The organism is uncultured Clostridium sp., assembly GCF_963515715.1.
GTDB lineage: Bacteria > Bacillota > Clostridia > Clostridiales > Clostridiaceae > Clostridium_AW.
The window spans coordinates 37,715-56,073 of the sequence record NZ_CAUPZS010000002.1; the positions used below are offsets into that span (position 1 = coordinate 37,715).

Here is an 18,359-nt window from a genome sequence, read left to right on the forward strand (position 1 = left end):
GTGTCAAAATAGTTTTTTGAAACCAATATATTACTGAAAGAGGTGAAGGACCTATGAAATATTTCAAAGAAAAACCTTCTGATGTATTAAAAAAATTAAATGTAAAAGAGGAAGAGGGTTTATCAAAAAAGGAAGCAAAAGATAGATTAGAAAAGTATGGGCCGAATGAATTTGCAAAACAAGAAGAGGGTTCCATATGGGACGATATTAAAGAGGCATTATCTGAGACTATGATGGTTATTCTTTTAATAGCAGCAGGAATAAGTGCTCTTGTTGGGGAAGTTCATGATGCCATCGGTATAGTATGTGCTGTGGCAATTGGAATTACAGTAGGAATTGTAACAGAAGGAAAATCTAAAAAAGCAGCAGACGCTTTATCAAAACTTACAGAAAATATATCTGTAAAGGTGCTTAGAGACGGAGAAATAGTTGAAATAACTAAAAGTGAGCTAGTACCTGGAGATATAGTTTTTGTTGAAACTGGAGATATGATACCAGCAGATGGTAGACTAATTGAAACTTTAGAATTAAAAGTAAGAGAAGACATGCTTACTGGTGAATCAGATGATGTAAGCAAAAATGCAGAAGCAATTGTTAAAATGGAGAATGTTAAAGGTAAGGATAATACTACTGTAGTTCAAGATCCTGTGCCCGCAAAACAAATCAATATGGTATTTGGTGGTACATTAGTTGCCTATGGAAGAGGTAAATTTGTAGTTACTGTAACTGGCGATAGTTCAGAAATGGGAAGAATTGCACAGAATCTAGAAGAAAGTGATTTAGAGACACCACTGCAAGCAAAGCTAGGTAAACTAGGTGGAACCATTTCAAAGTTATCTAGTGGTATATCACTAGCACTGTTCATAATAATGTTTGCAAAGATGGTTATAGGAAAGACTTTACAAGTTGATACTAGTGGAATATTGCCTTTCTTAAATTCAATAGATCCTGTTAAAAAGGCATTTATAGTTTGTATTGCATTGATCGTTGCAGCAGTACCTGAAGGGCTGCCAACTATGATCAATATAACATTAGCAATAACAATGCAAAAAATGGCTAAGATAAATGCTTTGGTAACAAAAAAAGAAGCATGTGAAACTATAGGTTCCGTTAGCGTAATATGTTCTGATAAAACAGGAACATTAACACAGAACAGAATGACAGTAGAAAAAGTATATATAAATGGTGATTATGTAAGCGAACATGAAATAGAACATACTAGCTACTTCCTTGAAAACTGTTTAATAAATTCCACTGCGGATTTAAAGTTTGAAGGAGAAGATGTTAAATATTTAGGTAGTGCTACTGAATGTGCGTTGCTTCTTCACCACAGAGACCATGATTATATAAAAAATAGAAAATCTGCACAAATCATTAATCAAATACCTTTTAGTTCAAAAACTAAGAAAATGGTTACTGTAGTAAATTCTGATGATGAAATGTGCACTGTACTAACTAAGGGAGCTCCTGAAATAATATTAGAGAACTGTCAGTATGAAATTATAAATAATGAGGGAGTAAGAATTACCACTGAAAGAAGAAAAGTAATATTAGAAGAAATAGAAAAGCTTCAAAAACAATCTATGCGTGTACTTGGTTTTGGCTATAAAATGGTTAACGAAGAAGTGGCTATGAGTACTGAAGCTGGTGTGATTGATAGCGGACTTATTTTTACTGGTTTTGTTGGAATTAGAGATCCATTAAGACAAGATGTTAAAGATGCTGTTTTAACTGCCAGAAAAGCAGGAGTAGAAACTAAGATGCTTACAGGTGACAATATAAATACAGCCATTGCAATAGGTGAGGATTTAGGATTGTTAAAAGACGGCAAAAGAGCTATTGAAGCAACTTATATTGATACTCTATCTGATGAGGAATTAAGAAAAGAAATAAAAGATATTTCTATTGTTGCAAGATCAAAACCTGATACTAAAATGAGAATAGTTGAAGCACTACAAGCTAATGGAGAAGTAATTGCAGTTACAGGAGACGGTATTAACGATGCTCCAGCACTTACTAAAGCAGATGTTGGTATTGCTATGGGTATAGCGGGAACAGAGGTTAGTAAAAATGCTGCAGACATAATATTAACCGACGATAGTTTCAGCACAATAGTTCAAGGTATTAAGTGGGGACGTGGAATCTATGAGAACTTCCAAAGATTTATACAGTTCCAGATTACAGTAAATATTGTAGCATTTTTAACTGCGATATTATCAGTTATATTTGACTTTGAAATGCCATTTACGACAATACAATTGCTATGGGTAAATATCATCATGGATGGACCACCAGCATTATCATTGGGATTAGAGGCAGTAAGAGAAAAGGTTCTTGATAGAAAACCTACAAACAGAGGTGCAAATATAATTACTAAATCTATGTTTACTACTATGATTTTAAATGCATCATATATTACTGCAATACTATTGATTCAAATGAAGTTTAATATCCTTGGTGCATCTACAGTTGTCAATGTTGAAGGTGCCAGTGAAATGGAGACAGTTTTATTTGGTATATTTGCTTTTAGCGCATTATTCAATGCCTTTAACTGTAGAGAATTTGGATTGGATAGCATAATACCAAACTTTACGAAGAATACTATTGCCCTTAAAGTAATAGCTGTTACAGCAATAGTTCAAATTGTTATTACAGAACTATTTTCAGGTTTCTTCAATGCAGTACCATTAAGTGCTGGTATGTGGATTAAGATAATTGGTTTATCTGCATTAGTGGTAGTTGTAAATGAAGTAGTAAAAGCTGTACTAAGATTATCTACAGGCTCAAAGAATAAAGATGCAGATGCTTCCGTTGGAATATAAATTAATATATTAATCTATAAAAAATAACCATGGGTTTTCCTATGGTTATTTTTTATAGATGTAAATTAAGATACTAGCTTAAGTATATTTTTAAGAAACTCTTCACTGGAAAGCAGCCCTTGCTCTTTAGTGAAGTAAATATTGTCATGCATAGCTAATTTATCTTTATATAAGTTTTGTAGTTCTCCATGAAAAGGAACAATTCCGTACATTGAATTATGGAGCATAGGTAAATCTAAAAATGAATCACCAGCAGAAATAATCTGATTTTCATTTTCTATGGTCATAATATACTCTAGAGGAGCCCACTTATTAATAAACTTAGGTATAATATATACCTTTTTATTATTTCTAGTTGCAATATAGCCATGTTCATTGGCTAAGGAAACAAGCCTATGGAAGTCTTCAGAATTTATAAAATCGCTTTTTAAAACCGCATATAAGAATAAGTCGTCACAACAACGATAAGATTTTATATAGTTACTATCTAGGAAGAAACTACATAGTTTAATCAAATCCTTTGGAGAAATTAGAGTCTTCATTTTAGAAGATATTATTTCCTTCCACTTTAAATCTATTTCACCATTTTTTAATATAATACCGCCGTTGGCTACTACAGCGTATTTTACAGGTATGGTTTCATGGAAAATTGATATTCTTTTATATTGTTCAAGAGATCTAGTAGTAGTGGGAATAAATAATAATTTTTCATTAATCAAACTTAATAATTTTATAGAGTTTATCGTCATATGAGAAATGTTTTTATCATCTTTCCTCTCCACAGGTATTACATTTATCATATGTGGCTCTAAAAAAAAGTTTGAATATATAAGAGTTCTATCTAAATCAGAAGCAAAAATCACTTAATCACATCCTTAAACATCCTTAGCTTAATTATAGGTCGCTTAAGCCTTTAGATTTTATTATACCACAGCAAGAATAGGACATATCTTTATAGACTTCTATAGGAACATTTCTTTCCTCAGCAAGCTTTATTATATGTTTTAAATTAGGGTTTGTAGTGGAATCTACCAGTACCTTCCAAGGAATTCTTCTTAATAGTACTCTAGTTGTTTCACCTACACCTGGCTTTATAAGATTTATATTATCTATTTTAAAGAGCTCTTGTATTTTAGCCACATCTTGGAGACCTCTATAATTAGCGGTTTCAACTTTATTATTTAGTAGGGTGATATGATTATGGAGTTCAGGGTTATTGCATACTGTGCCAAATTCTTCAGTTATGGTATCGATAAAGAAGTTGGATACATCTATGTCTGCCCAATCTTTGTAAAATTTAGCTCCATGAAAATCATCCTTTGAAATAATTTTTTCGCTGCAGACAGTTCTACTCATTAAGCCTGAAACCGTAGAATTTAAGCATGCACTTGGTATTAAGAAATCCTCCCTAGTTGCATAGGTAGTGGAACAATGGGCAGGATCTGAAAGTACTGCAAGGTCTCCATTAAGTTTTATTCCATACTCTTTATATAAATCTTCACAGGCATCTATTAAAGTGTTTTGTATGACACCTTTACCTGTCCAACCATCTATAAATTGAAGCTGAGCATCAGGGTGATTTTTAAATATATAGAAAAGAGCATTTTTATCTATGCCTTTATCTCTTATTATTGAGATACTGTAATGTGGAAGAGTTAAATTATATTTTAACTCAATATAGCGTTTAACAAGTATACCAATAGGAGTACCTGCTCTAGCAAGAGAAACTAATACAAGATTATTTCCTCTTTTATTAATTATTCTTTCACTTAATATAGCTACATATCCTGCAAGGACATTTTTGTTCTCTTCTAGAGTATTGTAGAATATATCCATATACTCCTTAGTAGGATGATATTCAATAGGAAGCATTTCAGAATAGTGTACTCCTCTTCCAATTGCATTTTCTCTAATTTCATTGCTTTGTTCAGTAATAAGTCCTGTAATTTCCTTTAATAAAAATATAACATCCTCACTAGAGTAACTTCCTGATAAAAAAACTTTATCTGTAATCAAATTACCAACTCCCCCTATCATATAGATTGCCAACTTACAAACACAATTTCTTTTATATTAAAATAGCTAAAAATCCTTTTAAACTCTTCTTTTTTTCTTTCATCTATAGGTTTTTCTGTAAAGAAAAAAACCTGGCTGTAAAAGTCTTTAGGTATATTATATAAATAATTTAATATATGATCATCATCAATACTATTAAATGAAACTTTATTTTCTATTGCATAGTTTGTGAAGTCTCTGGGGAAAATTGGGCTTCTAGTAGTGGAATGAAAATATACTTTTTCACCTAGCTCTGCACTTATCATGCAAGGAATGTAAATAAATTCTCCAGAACCTAGGCATAGGCATCTTCCATCTCCTCTTTCCTTTCTCAATAAAGTAGAAGCTTCTTTAATTTCCTCCATTAATGACATTTGATCATCATAATCTATGCTAAATCTTCCTGTGTAGGGATGAAAGCCTTCTATTAATTCAGAGTTTTTAAATATTATATCTTTATGTAAAATAGAATGACTCTTAGGAACTTCAATTGTTGGATCAACTTGGCTTATTTCACCTTTTTTTATGCAATTAACAGTACCTTTAATTAAAGAACATACCCTCACATCTAAATCCTTTAACTCCTCAAACATATTAATATGCTCTTCCGTTCTCCAATCTAATATGGAGATAATACCAAAGGACTTTTTTGGAAGATTTTTTATTAGATTTAATGAGGTTTTTCCTGTAGTCAGCTCATCATCAATCAATACGATATCATCAAATTCATTAAACAGGTTAGAGTTTTTAGGGAAAATAACATGATCTGTAGCATGAGAATGTTCTTCTTTAAATAAAAAACTAGATGGAATACTGGTTATATTCTCTCTAGTAGTGTGTATGTATGTGGCATTGGAAAAGTTATTAAATATAGCTTGCGCAATGCCAGTTGCTGTTTCTGCAAAACCAATAAATAGGGTTTTATTATTTAATTTTAGCTTTTCATCTGCAATTGATAATGCTGACTCTATTACAGCTAAGTTTGAAGGAGGTAGGGGCTTATCTAAACTACTTAAAGAGGATAATTCTTGCAAGTAGTTTAAAGCTTGTATCAAAATATCTGTATCAGGACTAACTACGCCCTCACGTTCTTCTAACCATAACCTCGCTAAAATTGCACCTGATAATTTAAGTGCATTTGGATGAATAGGTATATGTTTCCCTATAATTTTGCTAACAAATATAAAGTCTCTTTTTACATTTTTTCTTAAAGCCACTTTAAAAAGATTGTCCATTGAGATATTATACTTTGTTTTATGAATATTTAATAATATCTCTAAATTATTATCTATAGGAATTCTTATTTGCGTATCTGACAATGTCTTTGTATGATTTACCATCATTTAAAACCCCCATAACACTTGATGTTAATAATGTTTCTTGCGCCCATTTTAAGTGAGGCTTTACTTCATTCATTTTATTGGAATAAGAACTTTTTATAACACCATCACTAATAGAATTAGCGATGGATTGTGCATCAAGAAAATCTTCCTTAGATACAGCATATAAGGCATTTACAATATTTACTTGATTAGGATGGATTACTGTTTTGCCAAATAAACCATTTACTTTATCTAAGAGAACTTCTCGGACTAACCCGCTGCAATCTAAGTCCTGTGGAATATCATAATACTCATAAACAGGACCTGAAATAACATAATTGTCTCTTTTAAATATATTTAAAATATCAGATATACAATCTCTAATAACAGATAGGTCATAAATTGTACAATTTCTACTACGACGTAAACTAAATATACCCGAAAGATCTGTTCCACCCAAGCGTATATTTAGTATTAATTTTTTATAGAAATCTAAAAGAGTTTTTATTTTAAGCAATTCTAGCACTCTTTTTTCTGAAAATATTATATCTGGTGTTTCAAGAATAGGCATTATGTATAAATGTTTATTATTTTTATCATTGTATTTTTTTAGTGTTTGGAGATGCTTTTCACCTTCCACTATATCAAATTTAGGTAAAACGAAACCACAGAGTCCTAATAGGGCTGAACTGTTAAGTAGCATTAGGAATTGATTATAGCTCCTAGTTCGTATAAATATCATTGGAAGTTTGTCCATAAAATTTTCATCTGTTTTACTATAAGCTTCTATTTCTTCAAAAAGTTTTAGCACATTGTTTTCCGCCTCAGCTAAAAGATTGGTAGAAACGGAATCTTCTAAGCAAATTACTACAGTACGAGAGTTCGTAAAAAGAATATCTTTTAAAAGATTTTCTCTAATAGCTCCCATATATAAGGTAGCCCCCATAGCATGGGAAAGAAGTTCTTTACTTGAATATAATCCATATTCAATAGGTTGCCTAAAAAAAAATTCATTATTGTCATCTATAAAGCTAAAATACCTCATATTAAATTCCTCTCTAAAGTTATTTATGTATTAATTTATAGTTTCAGATGAAGTTTGCTTATAATGTAATATTATCAATAATTATTTTAGAGCAAATCTTGTAGAAATGGTTGTTAAAATAGTATATCATAGATCATTATATTTAATGTAATAACAATATTTGTATTAAAATAATGTTATTATACAATATTGGATATATATAGTCAAATAATTGCAAATACAATGAATTAAGCCTTAGAGATACATGAAATTATGTATCTTTTTTATCCGATGACTAGCATCCGTAATACTCCCATAACGGATGCTACGTCTGGATAAGTTCTTCCCCTAAAGGATAAGGATTTCTAAGAAGCAAAGCTTCTAAGAACTCTCTTAATAACCTTCAGTTGGAGTAAGTATTCCTTTTAAGCAAACTCCATCTGAAGCTAAGAATCACTTGATATCTAATAATTAATAATTCATTAATGAAATTTTAAGAAATCCCAAAGCTGAAATTAAGAAATATATATTAAGATTATTATTATAAAACAAAATTTAAAATAATAGGCGGGTAATCTAATGAAAAAAGCTAAAGAATTATTAAATAAGTATAAATCCATGATTATATTAATTATGTCACTTCTATTCTTCATGACGCTGGGATATATATTTAGGAAAGAATTGGAGTATATGTTTAATGTATTAAGAGACCAAAAACAAATTAAAGAATTTATTACTTCCTTTGGTTCAGGAGCTAAAATTGTATTTATTATATTACAAATAGCTCAAGTTGTAATATTCATAATACCTGGAGAAATTATACAAACTGCTGGAGGATATATTTTTGGAACTGTAAGGGGAACCATATTTTCTATAATTGGTATTAGCATAGGAGCTACAATTTTGTTTTTACTTACTAAGAAATATAAAGAAAAACTAGTGGATAAACTTATCCCCAATAGTATTAAAACAAAATTTGAAAAAATACTTAATTGTAAAAAGATAAATTTAATAGTGTTTTTAATATACTTATTGCCTGGTATACCCAAGGATGGATTAACTTTTTTATGTGCATTGACTAAAATGAATCTAAAGGATTTTATCTTATATTCAAGTTTGGGTAGGATGCCCGCCTTAGTAGTATCTTGTTATTATGGTCAAAGTTTAGCTTTAGGAAATAAATCTATGATAATCATAGGAACCATTATAATATTGATGATTTTTCTAATTGGAGTAATATTTAAAGAAGCCATATTTAAAAGCTTAGAAAAGGTGAATTAAAATCATATTAAACTCTAATTACATGTTCATATACTAAAGTTTCTAAAAGTACAAGTACCAAGTGGAGAGAAATTTTTATTTGTTAAAGACCCTAATGGAGTTGAAATTGAGGTTATAGAAGGTTAAGCTATTAGCTCAAAATTAAAGATTTTGGATTCCTGCTTAGGTGAGAAATAACAACTACTAAGTTTACAGATAAGTTCCAGTAATAAAAGAAATTTGCTACTATGGTAAATTTCTTTTACCATATATATTTGTATAATTTTACTAAAAGTTTTTTTAGATTTAATATAGTACTAATAATACAATGTAATATATAATGTAAATATGTTTATCCGATGACTACCATCCTTAATACTCCCATAACGGATGTTACGTCCCTGGATAAGTTCTTCTAAGTTTCAGTTGGAGTAAGTATTCCTTTTAAGCAAACGCCATCTGAAGCTAAGAATCACTTGATATTGAAGGAGGATTTTTAAATGGGAATATTTGATGGATTAATGGGTAATGCTTCAGAAGTAACTATAGAGAATGTAGAAAAGGAATATTCAAGAATATTATCTCCTAGTGAAAGAGTTGAAAAAGCATATAGATTGATTAGAGATATGTTTATATTTACAAATAAAAGATTGATTATAGTGGACAAGCAAGGTGTTACAGGAAAGAAAACTGAGTATCATTCAATTCCATATAGAGCTATAACTCATTTTAGCATAGAAACTGCAGGACATTTTGACTTGGATGCAGAGCTAAAAATATGGATATCAGGTACACAAATGCCAATAGAAAAGCAATTCAATAGAAGCTTAAATATTTATGAGCTTCAAAGCGTACTAGCGGAATATGTTTTAGGATAAATTAATAGAAATTTAAATTTATGGAATAAACAGCCTATGTAAGAGTAATGATTACATAGGCTGTTTTTATTTTTTTACTTTTAGAATAGATTACTAGCTTATATTTTTAGATAATGTAAAATTAAGGAATATATGCTACAATTTAAATGGGGTGATGAAGTGAGAATAACAGAAGGGATGCAAATTTTAATCTTTGGAAATATATTATTATTTTGCTCTATACTTACTGGTACATATGAAATAAATGCTAGAGGTAAAATGCTGTTAACAACAAAGCATAAGAAGTATCCTACTATTATGACTAGTTTTCTAATATTAATGAGTGTATTTTTAATGCGCCACTTTATACATTATTTAAAATATAGAGAAACAGATTGGGATGAATTAATGAAAATTATTCTTTATTTGCAAATAGGTATTTATAATATTATCATAAAAAAACATTCTTTGGGAATAAGAGAAGGAGGGATATCAATAGGAAATGATAGAACCTCTACTTTTTATAAATGGGATAAAATTAAAAATCATCAATGGATAGACGAAAATAAAATAAAATTTGAAATTTTAGGATTTAGAAACTCAGTTATTGATCAAGAATTTGAAGTGGAAGTTGAACAGAGAAAAGAGGTAGAAAAACTGATTGGGAGATATATCAGTGAGAATTAATAGCTATAAAAGTTAAGTAATATAAAAATTACTAAATTGTAAGATTGTAAAATTTATTGTAAGAGCCATGATATGGAGTGATAAATGAAAGATATGTATAATTTTACTATAATGATGAAAAGATATTTATAAAAGAGATATAAATAGATATCTTAATTATAGGGAGGATACATTCATGAATTATAGAAAATTATTCCTTTTATTCATGGGGTTTTCGGTAATAATGGTTGGGTTTTATGCTTTTTATGTTTCGTAAAATAGAAATTGGATAAAATTTTGTCGCAACTTTTAAAGCTTATAAAATTTTAGAATTACAATAAAAAATTTAAAATGCTATGCAATGCTTCTTATGCCGTCTTGCTGCAATAAGAACTTCTAAAATTTATTTTATAAAAATCCCTAATGCTGACAAACTCCCTTTGGTCAAACATGTGCAGCATCTTAATGGTATCTTTCTAAAATAAATTAAGAATTTCTAGATTTTGCTCAAATGCATAGGGCGCACCACATAGCATTTTTAAAGTTTCACACAATGAAATCATATATAGAAATATTTGATAAAAAAATTTGTTGCATATTATATTAAGGTTTAATATCTAAAAGAATTGATAATTTAGTTACAAATGTTTTATTTAAATACATCCTATGTTAAATATAAGATACTCTTCTACTACAAACTTTTTCTTTAAACATTTGTAAAATATAAAAGAGCTAAGTATGTAGTGAAATAGCGACTTTTTCTGGAGCGGCTTCACTACGTGCTTAGCTCTTTATTTGATAAACTAAATTATCATTGTAGAAATTTATAATTGAGAAATCAACTTGAGAGATTTAATTATTATTCTCTTCACTTTTTAAATAAATAGTTAAATGACTAAATATAATCATATACTTTACAAAAGAACATATGTTCGATATAATAAATACATAATATGCTAAAAGAGGAGATGCGTAATGTTAACTAAAAAGGAAGAGAGAGTATTGAATACTATAAAGAGATACATAGATGATAATAAAATACCACCAACTATTAGAGAATTAGCTTATATATTGGAATTAAAATCAACTTCTACTGTGAGTGATTATTTAGAACGATTAGAGAATAAGGGGTACATTGAAAGAATAGAGCGGTCACCTAGGTCCATTAAAATAATAGATTGGAACAAAAACCATTAAAAATGAAAAAACTACATAAAGAATATAATATATTCTACCAGAATACAAAATACACCCTCAACAAAGGGTGTATCCGATTGAGTTATGGATTTCAGATAAGAGACGGTAAAAAAACTATTATCTTCAGTAGAGAATGAAGGCATATATCTAGTATGTGCGATTTTATCAAAAATATACCTTGATTGGTAAACAGCTATCTAAAAGTTTAAGTATTTTCTTAAATTAATCAGCACTTGTACAACCACTTATATAGTGAATATGTCCATCTACAAGAGTTACTTTAGTTTGAAAGTAATGATAATGACATCCACCGGGTAAAGCGATTGCCGGACCTGTTTTAGTGGTATAACTATGCTCATGACCGTCATTAAAGGTTGTAATACCTTCCATGCAATGATTATGCGGTACTCCAGTTGCAGCTTTATTAGTGACTCCACCATAGTGATGAATATGGCCTTGATTGTATGTTGTTGCACCTGAGTAAGCGTGAGAATGTTGTGGCATTGAAATTCCTCCAAGTTTATTTATACATAAATAATATATGCTGTTTTAACTATAATGTTACTATTTGGAAAATGCAAGAGGTGTGAGGATATGAAGAATGATAGGAACTAAGCAAATAGAAGTAGATATATAAATAAATATAACTGCAGAAAAGACTGCAGTTATATTTGTGTACTTTATTATAAATGGTACTTATCTAAAGAATCATCATCTCATATGGTGAAAATGATGATGAACGTGATGATGGAAAATATGGCGACCACGGCGGCGACGGCGACCACGAGGATCATCGAAAGCTGGATCTAAAAATGATCTATACATATCGTTATCGTCACATTCCATACTACTATGCATCATGTGATGAGGTGATGGGTTAGAATGCATCATGTGATAAGGCATCATGTGTGGCCAACACATATGAGGACAAAAATTTATCATAAGACACTTTTTACATTTCTCATGTTTATGACCTTTATGGCCTTTACGATCTTCGTGATGTTTATGGCAATCACTGCGCATTTCAACAGAATCCTGATTTAAAATTTCGTCATTGTTTCTGAAATACATTTACATTCCTCCAGATAAATTAAATACATAGTAATATAGTATTCATGTGTAAGAAAATGGTTACCAATTTTTGAAACAAGGAAATAAAAATTATAAATTTCAATTTTATCCGATGACTACCATCCGTAATACTCCCATCGCACTCTATGAAAGCGATTCACATAAAATCAAAAATTTTGGTTCTCTGCTTTTCTATAAGTGGGAGATATTAGAACTTTTGAGCTTCAGCGATTTAGAGTTCTTATGCTGTGCATAACGGATGCTACGTCCCTGGATAAGTTCTTCCCCTAAAGGATAAGGATTTCTAAGAAGCAAAGCTTCTAAGAACTCTCTTAATAACCTTCAGTTGGAGTAAGTATTCCTTTTAAGCAAACTCCATATGAAGCTAAGAATCATTTGATATGATATAAGATGCATTTAATCTGAAGGTAATAAGAATTAGTAGGAAATGCAAAAGGCAACCTCTATTAATAGAAGTTGCCCTCCAGTCTACTTAAGCCAGGAGGATATTATCACTCCTAGCGTTAGACTAGCTATCCATACAACAATATCCCATGCATTTTTATGAAGAGGTTTTAGGTCTATTTTGACTATTTTATAATGCACAGAAAGTGTAAATATGGATAGTGCACAAAGACCTACTGTCAGATGCTTCATTATAATTCCCCCTTTTAAATAATTGCTTAATTATTTATCAGGCGTGTATAAATTAGCATCTTTTGCAAACGCATTTTTAATCTTTAGTAGGATATTTAAATTATTGACAAAGCTACATAGATTATTCACTTAAAATACAAGGCATTAATATTTTAATTTACAATCTAAAAAAATGAGAAGAAGGAATAAATTTTTTATAGAATGAATATAGATTTTATGGGAGGGGATATTTATGTATGGTGAATTACCAAATGTGACAATAGCATATATTTCGGGCAAAGAAGATAACTATAAAATGAATAAAGATGAGATCGAAGAACTTATTAAATGGTTAAGAGATACTGAAGATGAAAAATTATTTGAATATAAAATAGGTTTATATATGTTCTTTATTAATAAAAAAACTATAGCAAATGTTACTATAAGATGGTAAAAGATCGTAAAATATAAAAATTAGCTCCTAAATTAAATACTTAAATATATCTAATGCCGAAATGGTAGAAGGGTATCATATCACAAAAACATATTAAAAAAAGGTCATCATATGACAGTGAAAAATTTTAAAGCACTTACTAAATAAAACTAGTAGGTGCTTTTATTGTGCCTAAAAAATGTTAAAAGAATAGAAACTGCCAAAGCAGTTCCTATTCTTTATCTATCTATTTAGCTGGATTTATAAACATTTGAGTCCAATAGTATGTTCCATTAGAACTCTTAGCTAGTCCAACTCCTATTTCAGTGAAAGATTTATTTAATATGTTAGCTTTATGTCCTGGTGAATTCATCCATCCATCCATAACTTCTTTAGCTGTACGCTGTCCATAAGCTATGTTTTCACCTGCTGCAGAGTAGTTTATCCCAAACTTTTTCATCATGTCAAATGGTGATCCATAAGTTGGTGATGTATGTGAAAAATAGTTTTTATCAATCATATCTTGAGATTTAACTCTTGCTACTTTTGAAAGTTCTCCGTTAGCTTTAAGTGCTGGTAAATTAGCTTTTGCTCTTTCTGCATTAACAAGTGTAATTACTTCTTGTTCGAATGCACTTATGCTTGAATTATTGTTATTTGTCTCAGAATTTGTGTTTCCACTATTATTTGTATTGTTGTTATTGTTTGTGTTATTGTTGTTGTTTGCATTGTTGTTATTGTTTACGTTGTTATTTGAGTTTTGCTCTTTACAGTTAGTATTACCATTAGTAGTCTTGTTTACCTCTTTGCTACCGTTAGACTGATTCTTTGCACAATTAGCATTAATTTTGCTCAAGTCTATTTTGTATTTAGATGCAATTGAAGTAATGTTTTTAATTGCAGGAGTTGAGCGATTAAGACCTTGTGCAGATACGAATTGTATGTTAGACATTGTTATAACTGTAGTAAGCACTGAAGTAGCCATAAGTTTTCTTATGGAAGATTTATTCATTGTAACACCCACCTTAAAATATTTTTTTAAAAGTTAACAATTTGTATTATACGCCAGGTAGGGTGGACAAGTCCAAGGTATTGTTATGGGAAAAGGTCAAATTTCTCCCACCTCTTTTAAAAATTTAGAAAAGGAGGCATACATTTGAATCTTACATATTGGTAAGATTAGTCTTTCTCTTTGTAAGTAAAGTGACATGGAGTGGGCAATAAGAGTGAAGTATAATGGTAACATGGCATGCTAGAGCGAAACTTCATAAATAAGTAAAACTTTTTATACATAGAGCTTTATTTATAAGTTTATCTTACAGGAAAAACTAGATATGAAAAATAGTAAAATTTATGGAAGGTTTATGAGGATACAGTAAGGATTGGTAGATAGCTGTGTATGAAAATAAGTGTGTATATAAGATATTAAAGGGAGAGATAGGTATGGAAATATTAAAGGTGGAAAACTTAAGTAAAATATATGGTAAAGGAAGTAATAAAGTAGAGGCTCTTAAAAATGTAAATTTATCTGTTACAAAGGGAGAATTTGTGGCTATTGTTGGTGCATCTGGTTCAGGAAAAAGTACTTTACTTCACCTTTTAGGGGGACTAGATAGACCTACTAACGGAAAAGTAATTATAGATGGAGAAAGCATTTACAATTATAAAGAAGAAAAGCTTGCAATATTTAGAAGAAGAAAAATAGGCTTTGTATTTCAATTTTTCAATTTAATACCGGTTTTAGATGTAGAAGAGAATATAGCTCTTCCAGCCTTATTAGATAAAGATAAAATAGATAAGAAATATTTAGGTGAGCTTATAGAAATACTTGGGCTTAAAGATAGAAAAAAGCACTTACCTTCAGAGCTATCAGGGGGACAACAACAAAGAGTTTCAATAGGTAGAGCGCTACTTAATAAGCCATCTATAATACTTGCTGATGAACCCACTGGAAACCTAGATAGTAAAAATTCAAAAGAAGTTATTGAACTATTAAAGTTTACTGCAAGAAAATATAATCAAACATTAATACTTATAACCCATGATGTTAATTTAGCTTCTATGGCAGATAGAATAATTACTATTGCAGACGGGGAAATAACTTCGGATAAAAATTTGAAAAGTAACTAGGGGGTGAAGGCATGATAACTAATTATAACCAGCTTACAGGAAAATATTTAAAAGGGAATAAGAAAAGAACTATACTTACCATTATCGGAATAATTTTATCTATTGCATTGATATCTTCCATTGGACTTTTCTTGAAAGGGCTGCAGGATTTACAGATAGAAGACATGAAGAGAACATATGGCTCCTATCATGTAGCATATGAAGATGTAAATGAAAGCTTAGCTCTAAAGCTGAGGAATAACCCTAAGATTTCTAGGAGCGGAATGTATAGAATTGGTGAGGAAATGGCATTTAAAGATTTACCTATAGAGGAGGTAGTAGCAACAGATGCAGCCCTTGAACTAACACCATATAGAATTAAAGAAGGTAAGTTTCCAAATGGGCCTGAAGAAGTGGCAGCGGAAAAATGGGTATTAGATTTTATAGACAATAATATTAAAATTGGAGATAAAATTAAGATTGAAGATAAAGAGTATAAGCTAGTAGGTATACTTGAGGATGTTATGAAAAATCAAATGGATTTTAAAGGGATGCTGCTAAGGAAAGAAGATAAGGTGGAAACAGAGGGAGCTACTATGCTTGTGGAGATAAATCCAAAAGCAAACTTAAAAAAAGCAGTAAAAGAATTAAGAGAATTAGTACCAGAAGGAAAGGCTATAGAAAATGCATATCTACTAGAAATGCAGGGTGCTGGAGGATTTAACTCAAGCTTAGGAGGACTTTATATAACTGTTGCAATAATAATTGGAATAGTTGTAATAGCAACTATAGCTGTAATATATAATGCATTTTATATAAGCGTAGTAGAAAGAATAAAACAATTTGGCCTTTTAAGGGCAGTAGGTGCAACACCAAAACAAATTAGAAATATAGTATTTAGAGAAGCAACTATATTAGCATTGATTGGTATACCAATTGGATTATTATGTGGTGTCATAGCTATATATGGTATTGGTATAGCCTTTGATTTACTTGCTAAGGATATGTTTGGATCAGTACCATTAAAATTTTCAATATCACCTAAAGTCTTAGGAATAAGTGCATTATTAGGATTAGTAACCATATATATATCCGCATTTATACCAGCACATTTTGCAGGAAAGCTTTCACCACTTTTAGCCATAAGCAGTAGAAACTCAATAACTAAAGAAAATATTAAAAGAAGAAAAAGCTTAATTATAGGGACATTATTTGGTTTTGAAGGAGCACTAGCTTCTAAAAATATAAAAAGAAATAAAAAGAGATATAGAGCAACAATTTTTTCTATAGCAATCAGTGTGATTTTATTTATTACCTTTAAATCTTTCATGGATATGTCATTAAATGTAGGAAGTGATCTTAATGAATCTTCAAAAACTAGTTTTTCAATAGTAAGGGATGAAGAAGCCACTATAAATAATCTTGCCATTGATGAGGGAATAATAAAGGATTTAAAAGGGTTAAGTTCTGTAGATAAAGTTTACGGAGTTTATAGTAATTATGATTTTCTTTCTGTTATAGATAAAAATAAAGAGAATAAGGATGTTCAAAATATTGAGGGGATTTATGAAGATATAAAATTAGATGGTGTAGACAAAACCCTTATGAGATCTTCTATGGCAATTTATGATGATGAAGCATTAGAAGCGTCTAAAAAATATTTGAAAAGCGGAAGTATTGATAAAGAAAAATTAAATAAGGAAAATGGCGTAATATTGATTGACAAGAATAGAGTGTATAATAGTGAGACACAAAATAGCTTTTATGGCCCCGTTGCAAATATGAAGGTTGGGGATGAAATTGAACTTCAATATGTAAACCCAGATAAATATGATTTAGAGTTTGGAAAAGGTAAAGTAAAAAAGGTTAAGATAGTGGCAATTTTAGAAAATGATCCCTTTAATTTTAGAGGAAGCCAACAGGGATTAAAGATGGTAACTACAGAGGAAGTAGGTAAAAAATTAACGGAATTAAAAGAAATAAAGCCTATAAATTTAAATATAATATCAAAAAATGATAAAAGTGATAAAAATGTAGAAAAAGCCAAAGGGGAAATAGAAAGAGTCATAAAATCCAATCCTTCATTGAGAATGATAAATCATATAGACGCTAATGCAAAAGGTAATTCAGCAGTATTAATGGTAAAGATATTGCTATATGGATTTGTTATAGTGGTGTCTTTAATCAGCAGCGTAAATATTGTAAACACTTTAACTACAAATATCATATTGAGAAAAAGGGAGTTTGGTACTTTAAAAGCCATAGGATTAACCCAAAGTGGATTGAAGAAAATGATAATACTAGAAGGGTTTTTATATGGTATAGTGGGTACAATTTATGGATCTATCATAGGTTCTGGACTATCTTACGCAATGTTTGGGGGTATGTCTAGTGTAAGAGAGTTTGGTTGGAAAATACCTTGGAATGCAATAGGCATTGCAGGAATAGCAGCTTTGATAATTGGATATATATCAGTGCTTGCTCCACTTAGAAGAATAGAAAAAGAAAATGTAATTGAAGCTATAAGGGAAGAGTTTTAGATGAAAAATAGGATGCAAAACTATTTATATCAAATTGATTTCTCAATTGTAAGTTTCTAGAAAAGCAATTAGGTATCAAAAAATGGGAACTGAGATACATAGTAACGTCGCGTCACAAAAAGGCGCTCCTCCCACTATATACCTCATTTCCCTTGTGTTTTACAGATGTATTTTTAAAAGTTATAAGTTTTTACAAAAATAATTGGGGTTTCAAAATATAGAGCTAAGCACATAGTGAAACTGCTTCAATAAAAAGTCGTTATTTCACTACATGCTTAGCTCCTTTTGACTTACAAATATATTTTCAGGATTGTAAGTCTCTACAAGAATAATTTAATATCCAAAGGGGAGCTAAGTACATAATGAT

Annotated in this window: 16 protein-coding genes; 8 read left to right on the top strand and 8 right to left on the bottom strand. The window is 30.1% G+C overall.

Features of this window, described 5'->3' with window-relative positions; translation table 11 throughout:
* The first annotated feature begins 53 nt into the window (after positions 1-53).
* Positions 54-2,822 (top strand): calcium-translocating P-type ATPase, PMCA-type, encoded by a 2,769-nt coding sequence (locus RYO54_RS02250; protein WP_315115169.1) that lies wholly within the window; start codon positions 54-56, stop codon positions 2,820-2,822.
* A gap of 65 nt (positions 2,823-2,887) precedes the next feature.
* Here the strand turns inward: RYO54_RS02250 and RYO54_RS02255 are convergent, their stop codons facing one another.
* From RYO54_RS02255 to RYO54_RS02270, 4 genes are read right to left on the bottom strand one after another with little or no spacing between them, the layout of a single operon-like run.
* On the bottom strand, positions 2,888-3,685 hold the full coding sequence (locus RYO54_RS02255) for an HAD family hydrolase (protein ID WP_315115171.1): 798 nt from the start codon (positions 3,683-3,685) through the stop codon (positions 2,888-2,890).
* A gap of 31 nt (positions 3,686-3,716) precedes the next feature.
* Complete coding sequence (locus RYO54_RS02260) at positions 3,717-4,838, bottom strand: cysteine protease StiP family protein (protein WP_315115174.1); 1,122 nt, start codon at positions 4,836-4,838, stop codon at positions 3,717-3,719.
* 17 nt (positions 4,839-4,855) lie between these two features.
* The gene (locus RYO54_RS02265; RefSeq protein WP_315115177.1) at positions 4,856-6,220 is read right to left on the bottom strand and encodes a phosphoribosyltransferase family protein; all 1,365 of its coding nucleotides are present in this window, start codon (positions 6,218-6,220) and stop codon (positions 4,856-4,858) included.
* On the bottom strand, positions 6,162-7,244 hold the full coding sequence (locus RYO54_RS02270) for an HpcH/HpaI aldolase/citrate lyase family protein (RefSeq protein WP_315115180.1): 1,083 nt from the start codon (positions 7,242-7,244) through the stop codon (positions 6,162-6,164). The genes RYO54_RS02265 and RYO54_RS02270 overlap by 59 nt, the downstream gene beginning before the upstream one ends.
* 558 nt (positions 7,245-7,802) lie before the next feature.
* Here RYO54_RS02270 and RYO54_RS02275 point away from each other — a divergent pair.
* From RYO54_RS02275 to RYO54_RS02290, 4 genes are all read left to right on the top strand, one after another.
* Positions 7,803-8,504: a VTT domain-containing protein gene (locus RYO54_RS02275; protein WP_315115183.1), complete on the top strand. Its 702-nt coding sequence runs from the start codon at positions 7,803-7,805 to the stop codon at positions 8,502-8,504.
* A 479-nt stretch (positions 8,505-8,983) separates the two neighbouring features.
* Positions 8,984-9,361 (top strand): PH domain-containing protein, encoded by a 378-nt coding sequence (locus RYO54_RS02280; protein ID WP_315115186.1) that lies wholly within the window; start codon positions 8,984-8,986, stop codon positions 9,359-9,361.
* 159 nt (positions 9,362-9,520) lie between these two features.
* Positions 9,521-10,027: a hypothetical protein gene (locus RYO54_RS02285; RefSeq protein ID WP_315115188.1), complete on the top strand. Its 507-nt coding sequence runs from the start codon at positions 9,521-9,523 to the stop codon at positions 10,025-10,027.
* A 954-nt stretch (positions 10,028-10,981) separates the two neighbouring features.
* Positions 10,982-11,203, top strand: coding sequence for a helix-turn-helix domain-containing protein (locus RYO54_RS02290; protein WP_315115190.1), 222 nt, complete (start codon positions 10,982-10,984; stop codon positions 11,201-11,203).
* A 222-nt stretch (positions 11,204-11,425) separates the two neighbouring features.
* On the opposite strand, the gene RYO54_RS02295 is transcribed toward RYO54_RS02290, so the two are convergent.
* The 3 genes from RYO54_RS02295 to RYO54_RS02305 form a co-directional block, all read right to left on the bottom strand.
* A complete protein-coding gene (locus tag RYO54_RS02295) occupies positions 11,426-11,707 on the bottom strand; it encodes a YmaF family protein (protein WP_315115192.1) in 282 nt (93 codons plus the stop codon).
* Between the two features lie 207 nt (positions 11,708-11,914).
* Complete coding sequence (locus RYO54_RS02300; protein ID WP_315115195.1) at positions 11,915-12,124, bottom strand: hypothetical protein; 210 nt, start codon at positions 12,122-12,124, stop codon at positions 11,915-11,917.
* A gap of 639 nt (positions 12,125-12,763) precedes the next feature.
* Positions 12,764-12,931, bottom strand: coding sequence for a hypothetical protein (locus RYO54_RS02305; protein WP_315115197.1), 168 nt, complete (start codon positions 12,929-12,931; stop codon positions 12,764-12,766).
* A 232-nt stretch (positions 12,932-13,163) separates the two neighbouring features.
* Between RYO54_RS02305 and RYO54_RS02310 the strand changes: the two genes are divergently transcribed.
* Positions 13,164-13,364 (top strand): hypothetical protein, encoded by a 201-nt coding sequence (locus RYO54_RS02310; RefSeq protein WP_315115199.1) that lies wholly within the window; start codon positions 13,164-13,166, stop codon positions 13,362-13,364.
* A gap of 226 nt (positions 13,365-13,590) precedes the next feature.
* Here RYO54_RS02310 and RYO54_RS02315 read toward each other — a convergent pair whose 3' ends face one another.
* On the bottom strand, positions 13,591-14,355 hold the full coding sequence (locus tag RYO54_RS02315) for a CAP domain-containing protein (protein ID WP_315115201.1): 765 nt from the start codon (positions 14,353-14,355) through the stop codon (positions 13,591-13,593).
* Positions 14,356-14,786: 431 nt separating this feature from the next.
* Between RYO54_RS02315 and RYO54_RS02320 the strand changes: the two genes are divergently transcribed.
* The gene (locus RYO54_RS02320) at positions 14,787-15,473 is read left to right on the top strand and encodes an ABC transporter ATP-binding protein (protein ID WP_315115203.1); all 687 of its coding nucleotides are present in this window, start codon (positions 14,787-14,789) and stop codon (positions 15,471-15,473) included.
* Between the two features lie 11 nt (positions 15,474-15,484).
* Positions 15,485-17,992 carry an FtsX-like permease family protein gene (locus RYO54_RS02325; protein WP_315115205.1) on the top strand — a complete coding sequence of 836 codons (2,508 nt, stop codon included), beginning with the start codon at positions 15,485-15,487 and terminating at the stop codon, positions 17,990-17,992.
* The last annotated feature ends 367 nt before the right edge of the window (positions 17,993-18,359 follow it).

Bases quoted from the DNA above. Each gene is read 5' to 3' on its own strand.
- RYO54_RS02250 (WP_315115169.1), top strand. From the start codon at position 54: ATGAAATATTTCAAAGAAAAACCTTCTGATGTATTAAAAAAATTAAAT.
- RYO54_RS02265 (WP_315115177.1), bottom strand. From the start codon at position 6,220: ATGATGGTAAATCATACAAAGACATTGTCAGATACGCAAATAAGAATT.
- RYO54_RS02270 (WP_315115180.1), bottom strand. From the start codon at position 7,244: ATGAGGTATTTTAGCTTTATAGATGACAATAATGAATTTTTTTTTAGG.
- RYO54_RS02275 (WP_315115183.1), top strand. From the start codon at position 7,803: ATGAAAAAAGCTAAAGAATTATTAAATAAGTATAAATCCATGATTATA.
- RYO54_RS02280 (WP_315115186.1), top strand. From the start codon at position 8,984: ATGGGAATATTTGATGGATTAATGGGTAATGCTTCAGAAGTAACTATA.
- RYO54_RS02290 (WP_315115190.1), top strand. From the start codon at position 10,982: ATGTTAACTAAAAAGGAAGAGAGAGTATTGAATACTATAAAGAGATAC.
- RYO54_RS02295 (WP_315115192.1), bottom strand. From the start codon at position 11,707: ATGCCACAACATTCTCACGCTTACTCAGGTGCAACAACATACAATCAA.
- RYO54_RS02300 (WP_315115195.1), bottom strand. From the start codon at position 12,124: ATGTGTTGGCCACACATGATGCCTTATCACATGATGCATTCTAACCCA.
- RYO54_RS02305 (WP_315115197.1), bottom strand. From the start codon at position 12,931: ATGAAGCATCTGACAGTAGGTCTTTGTGCACTATCCATATTTACACTT.
- RYO54_RS02310 (WP_315115199.1), top strand. From the start codon at position 13,164: ATGTATGGTGAATTACCAAATGTGACAATAGCATATATTTCGGGCAAA.
- RYO54_RS02315 (WP_315115201.1), bottom strand. From the start codon at position 14,355: ATGAATAAATCTTCCATAAGAAAACTTATGGCTACTTCAGTGCTTACT.
- RYO54_RS02320 (WP_315115203.1), top strand. From the start codon at position 14,787: ATGGAAATATTAAAGGTGGAAAACTTAAGTAAAATATATGGTAAAGGA.
- RYO54_RS02325 (WP_315115205.1), top strand. From the start codon at position 15,485: ATGATAACTAATTATAACCAGCTTACAGGAAAATATTTAAAAGGGAAT.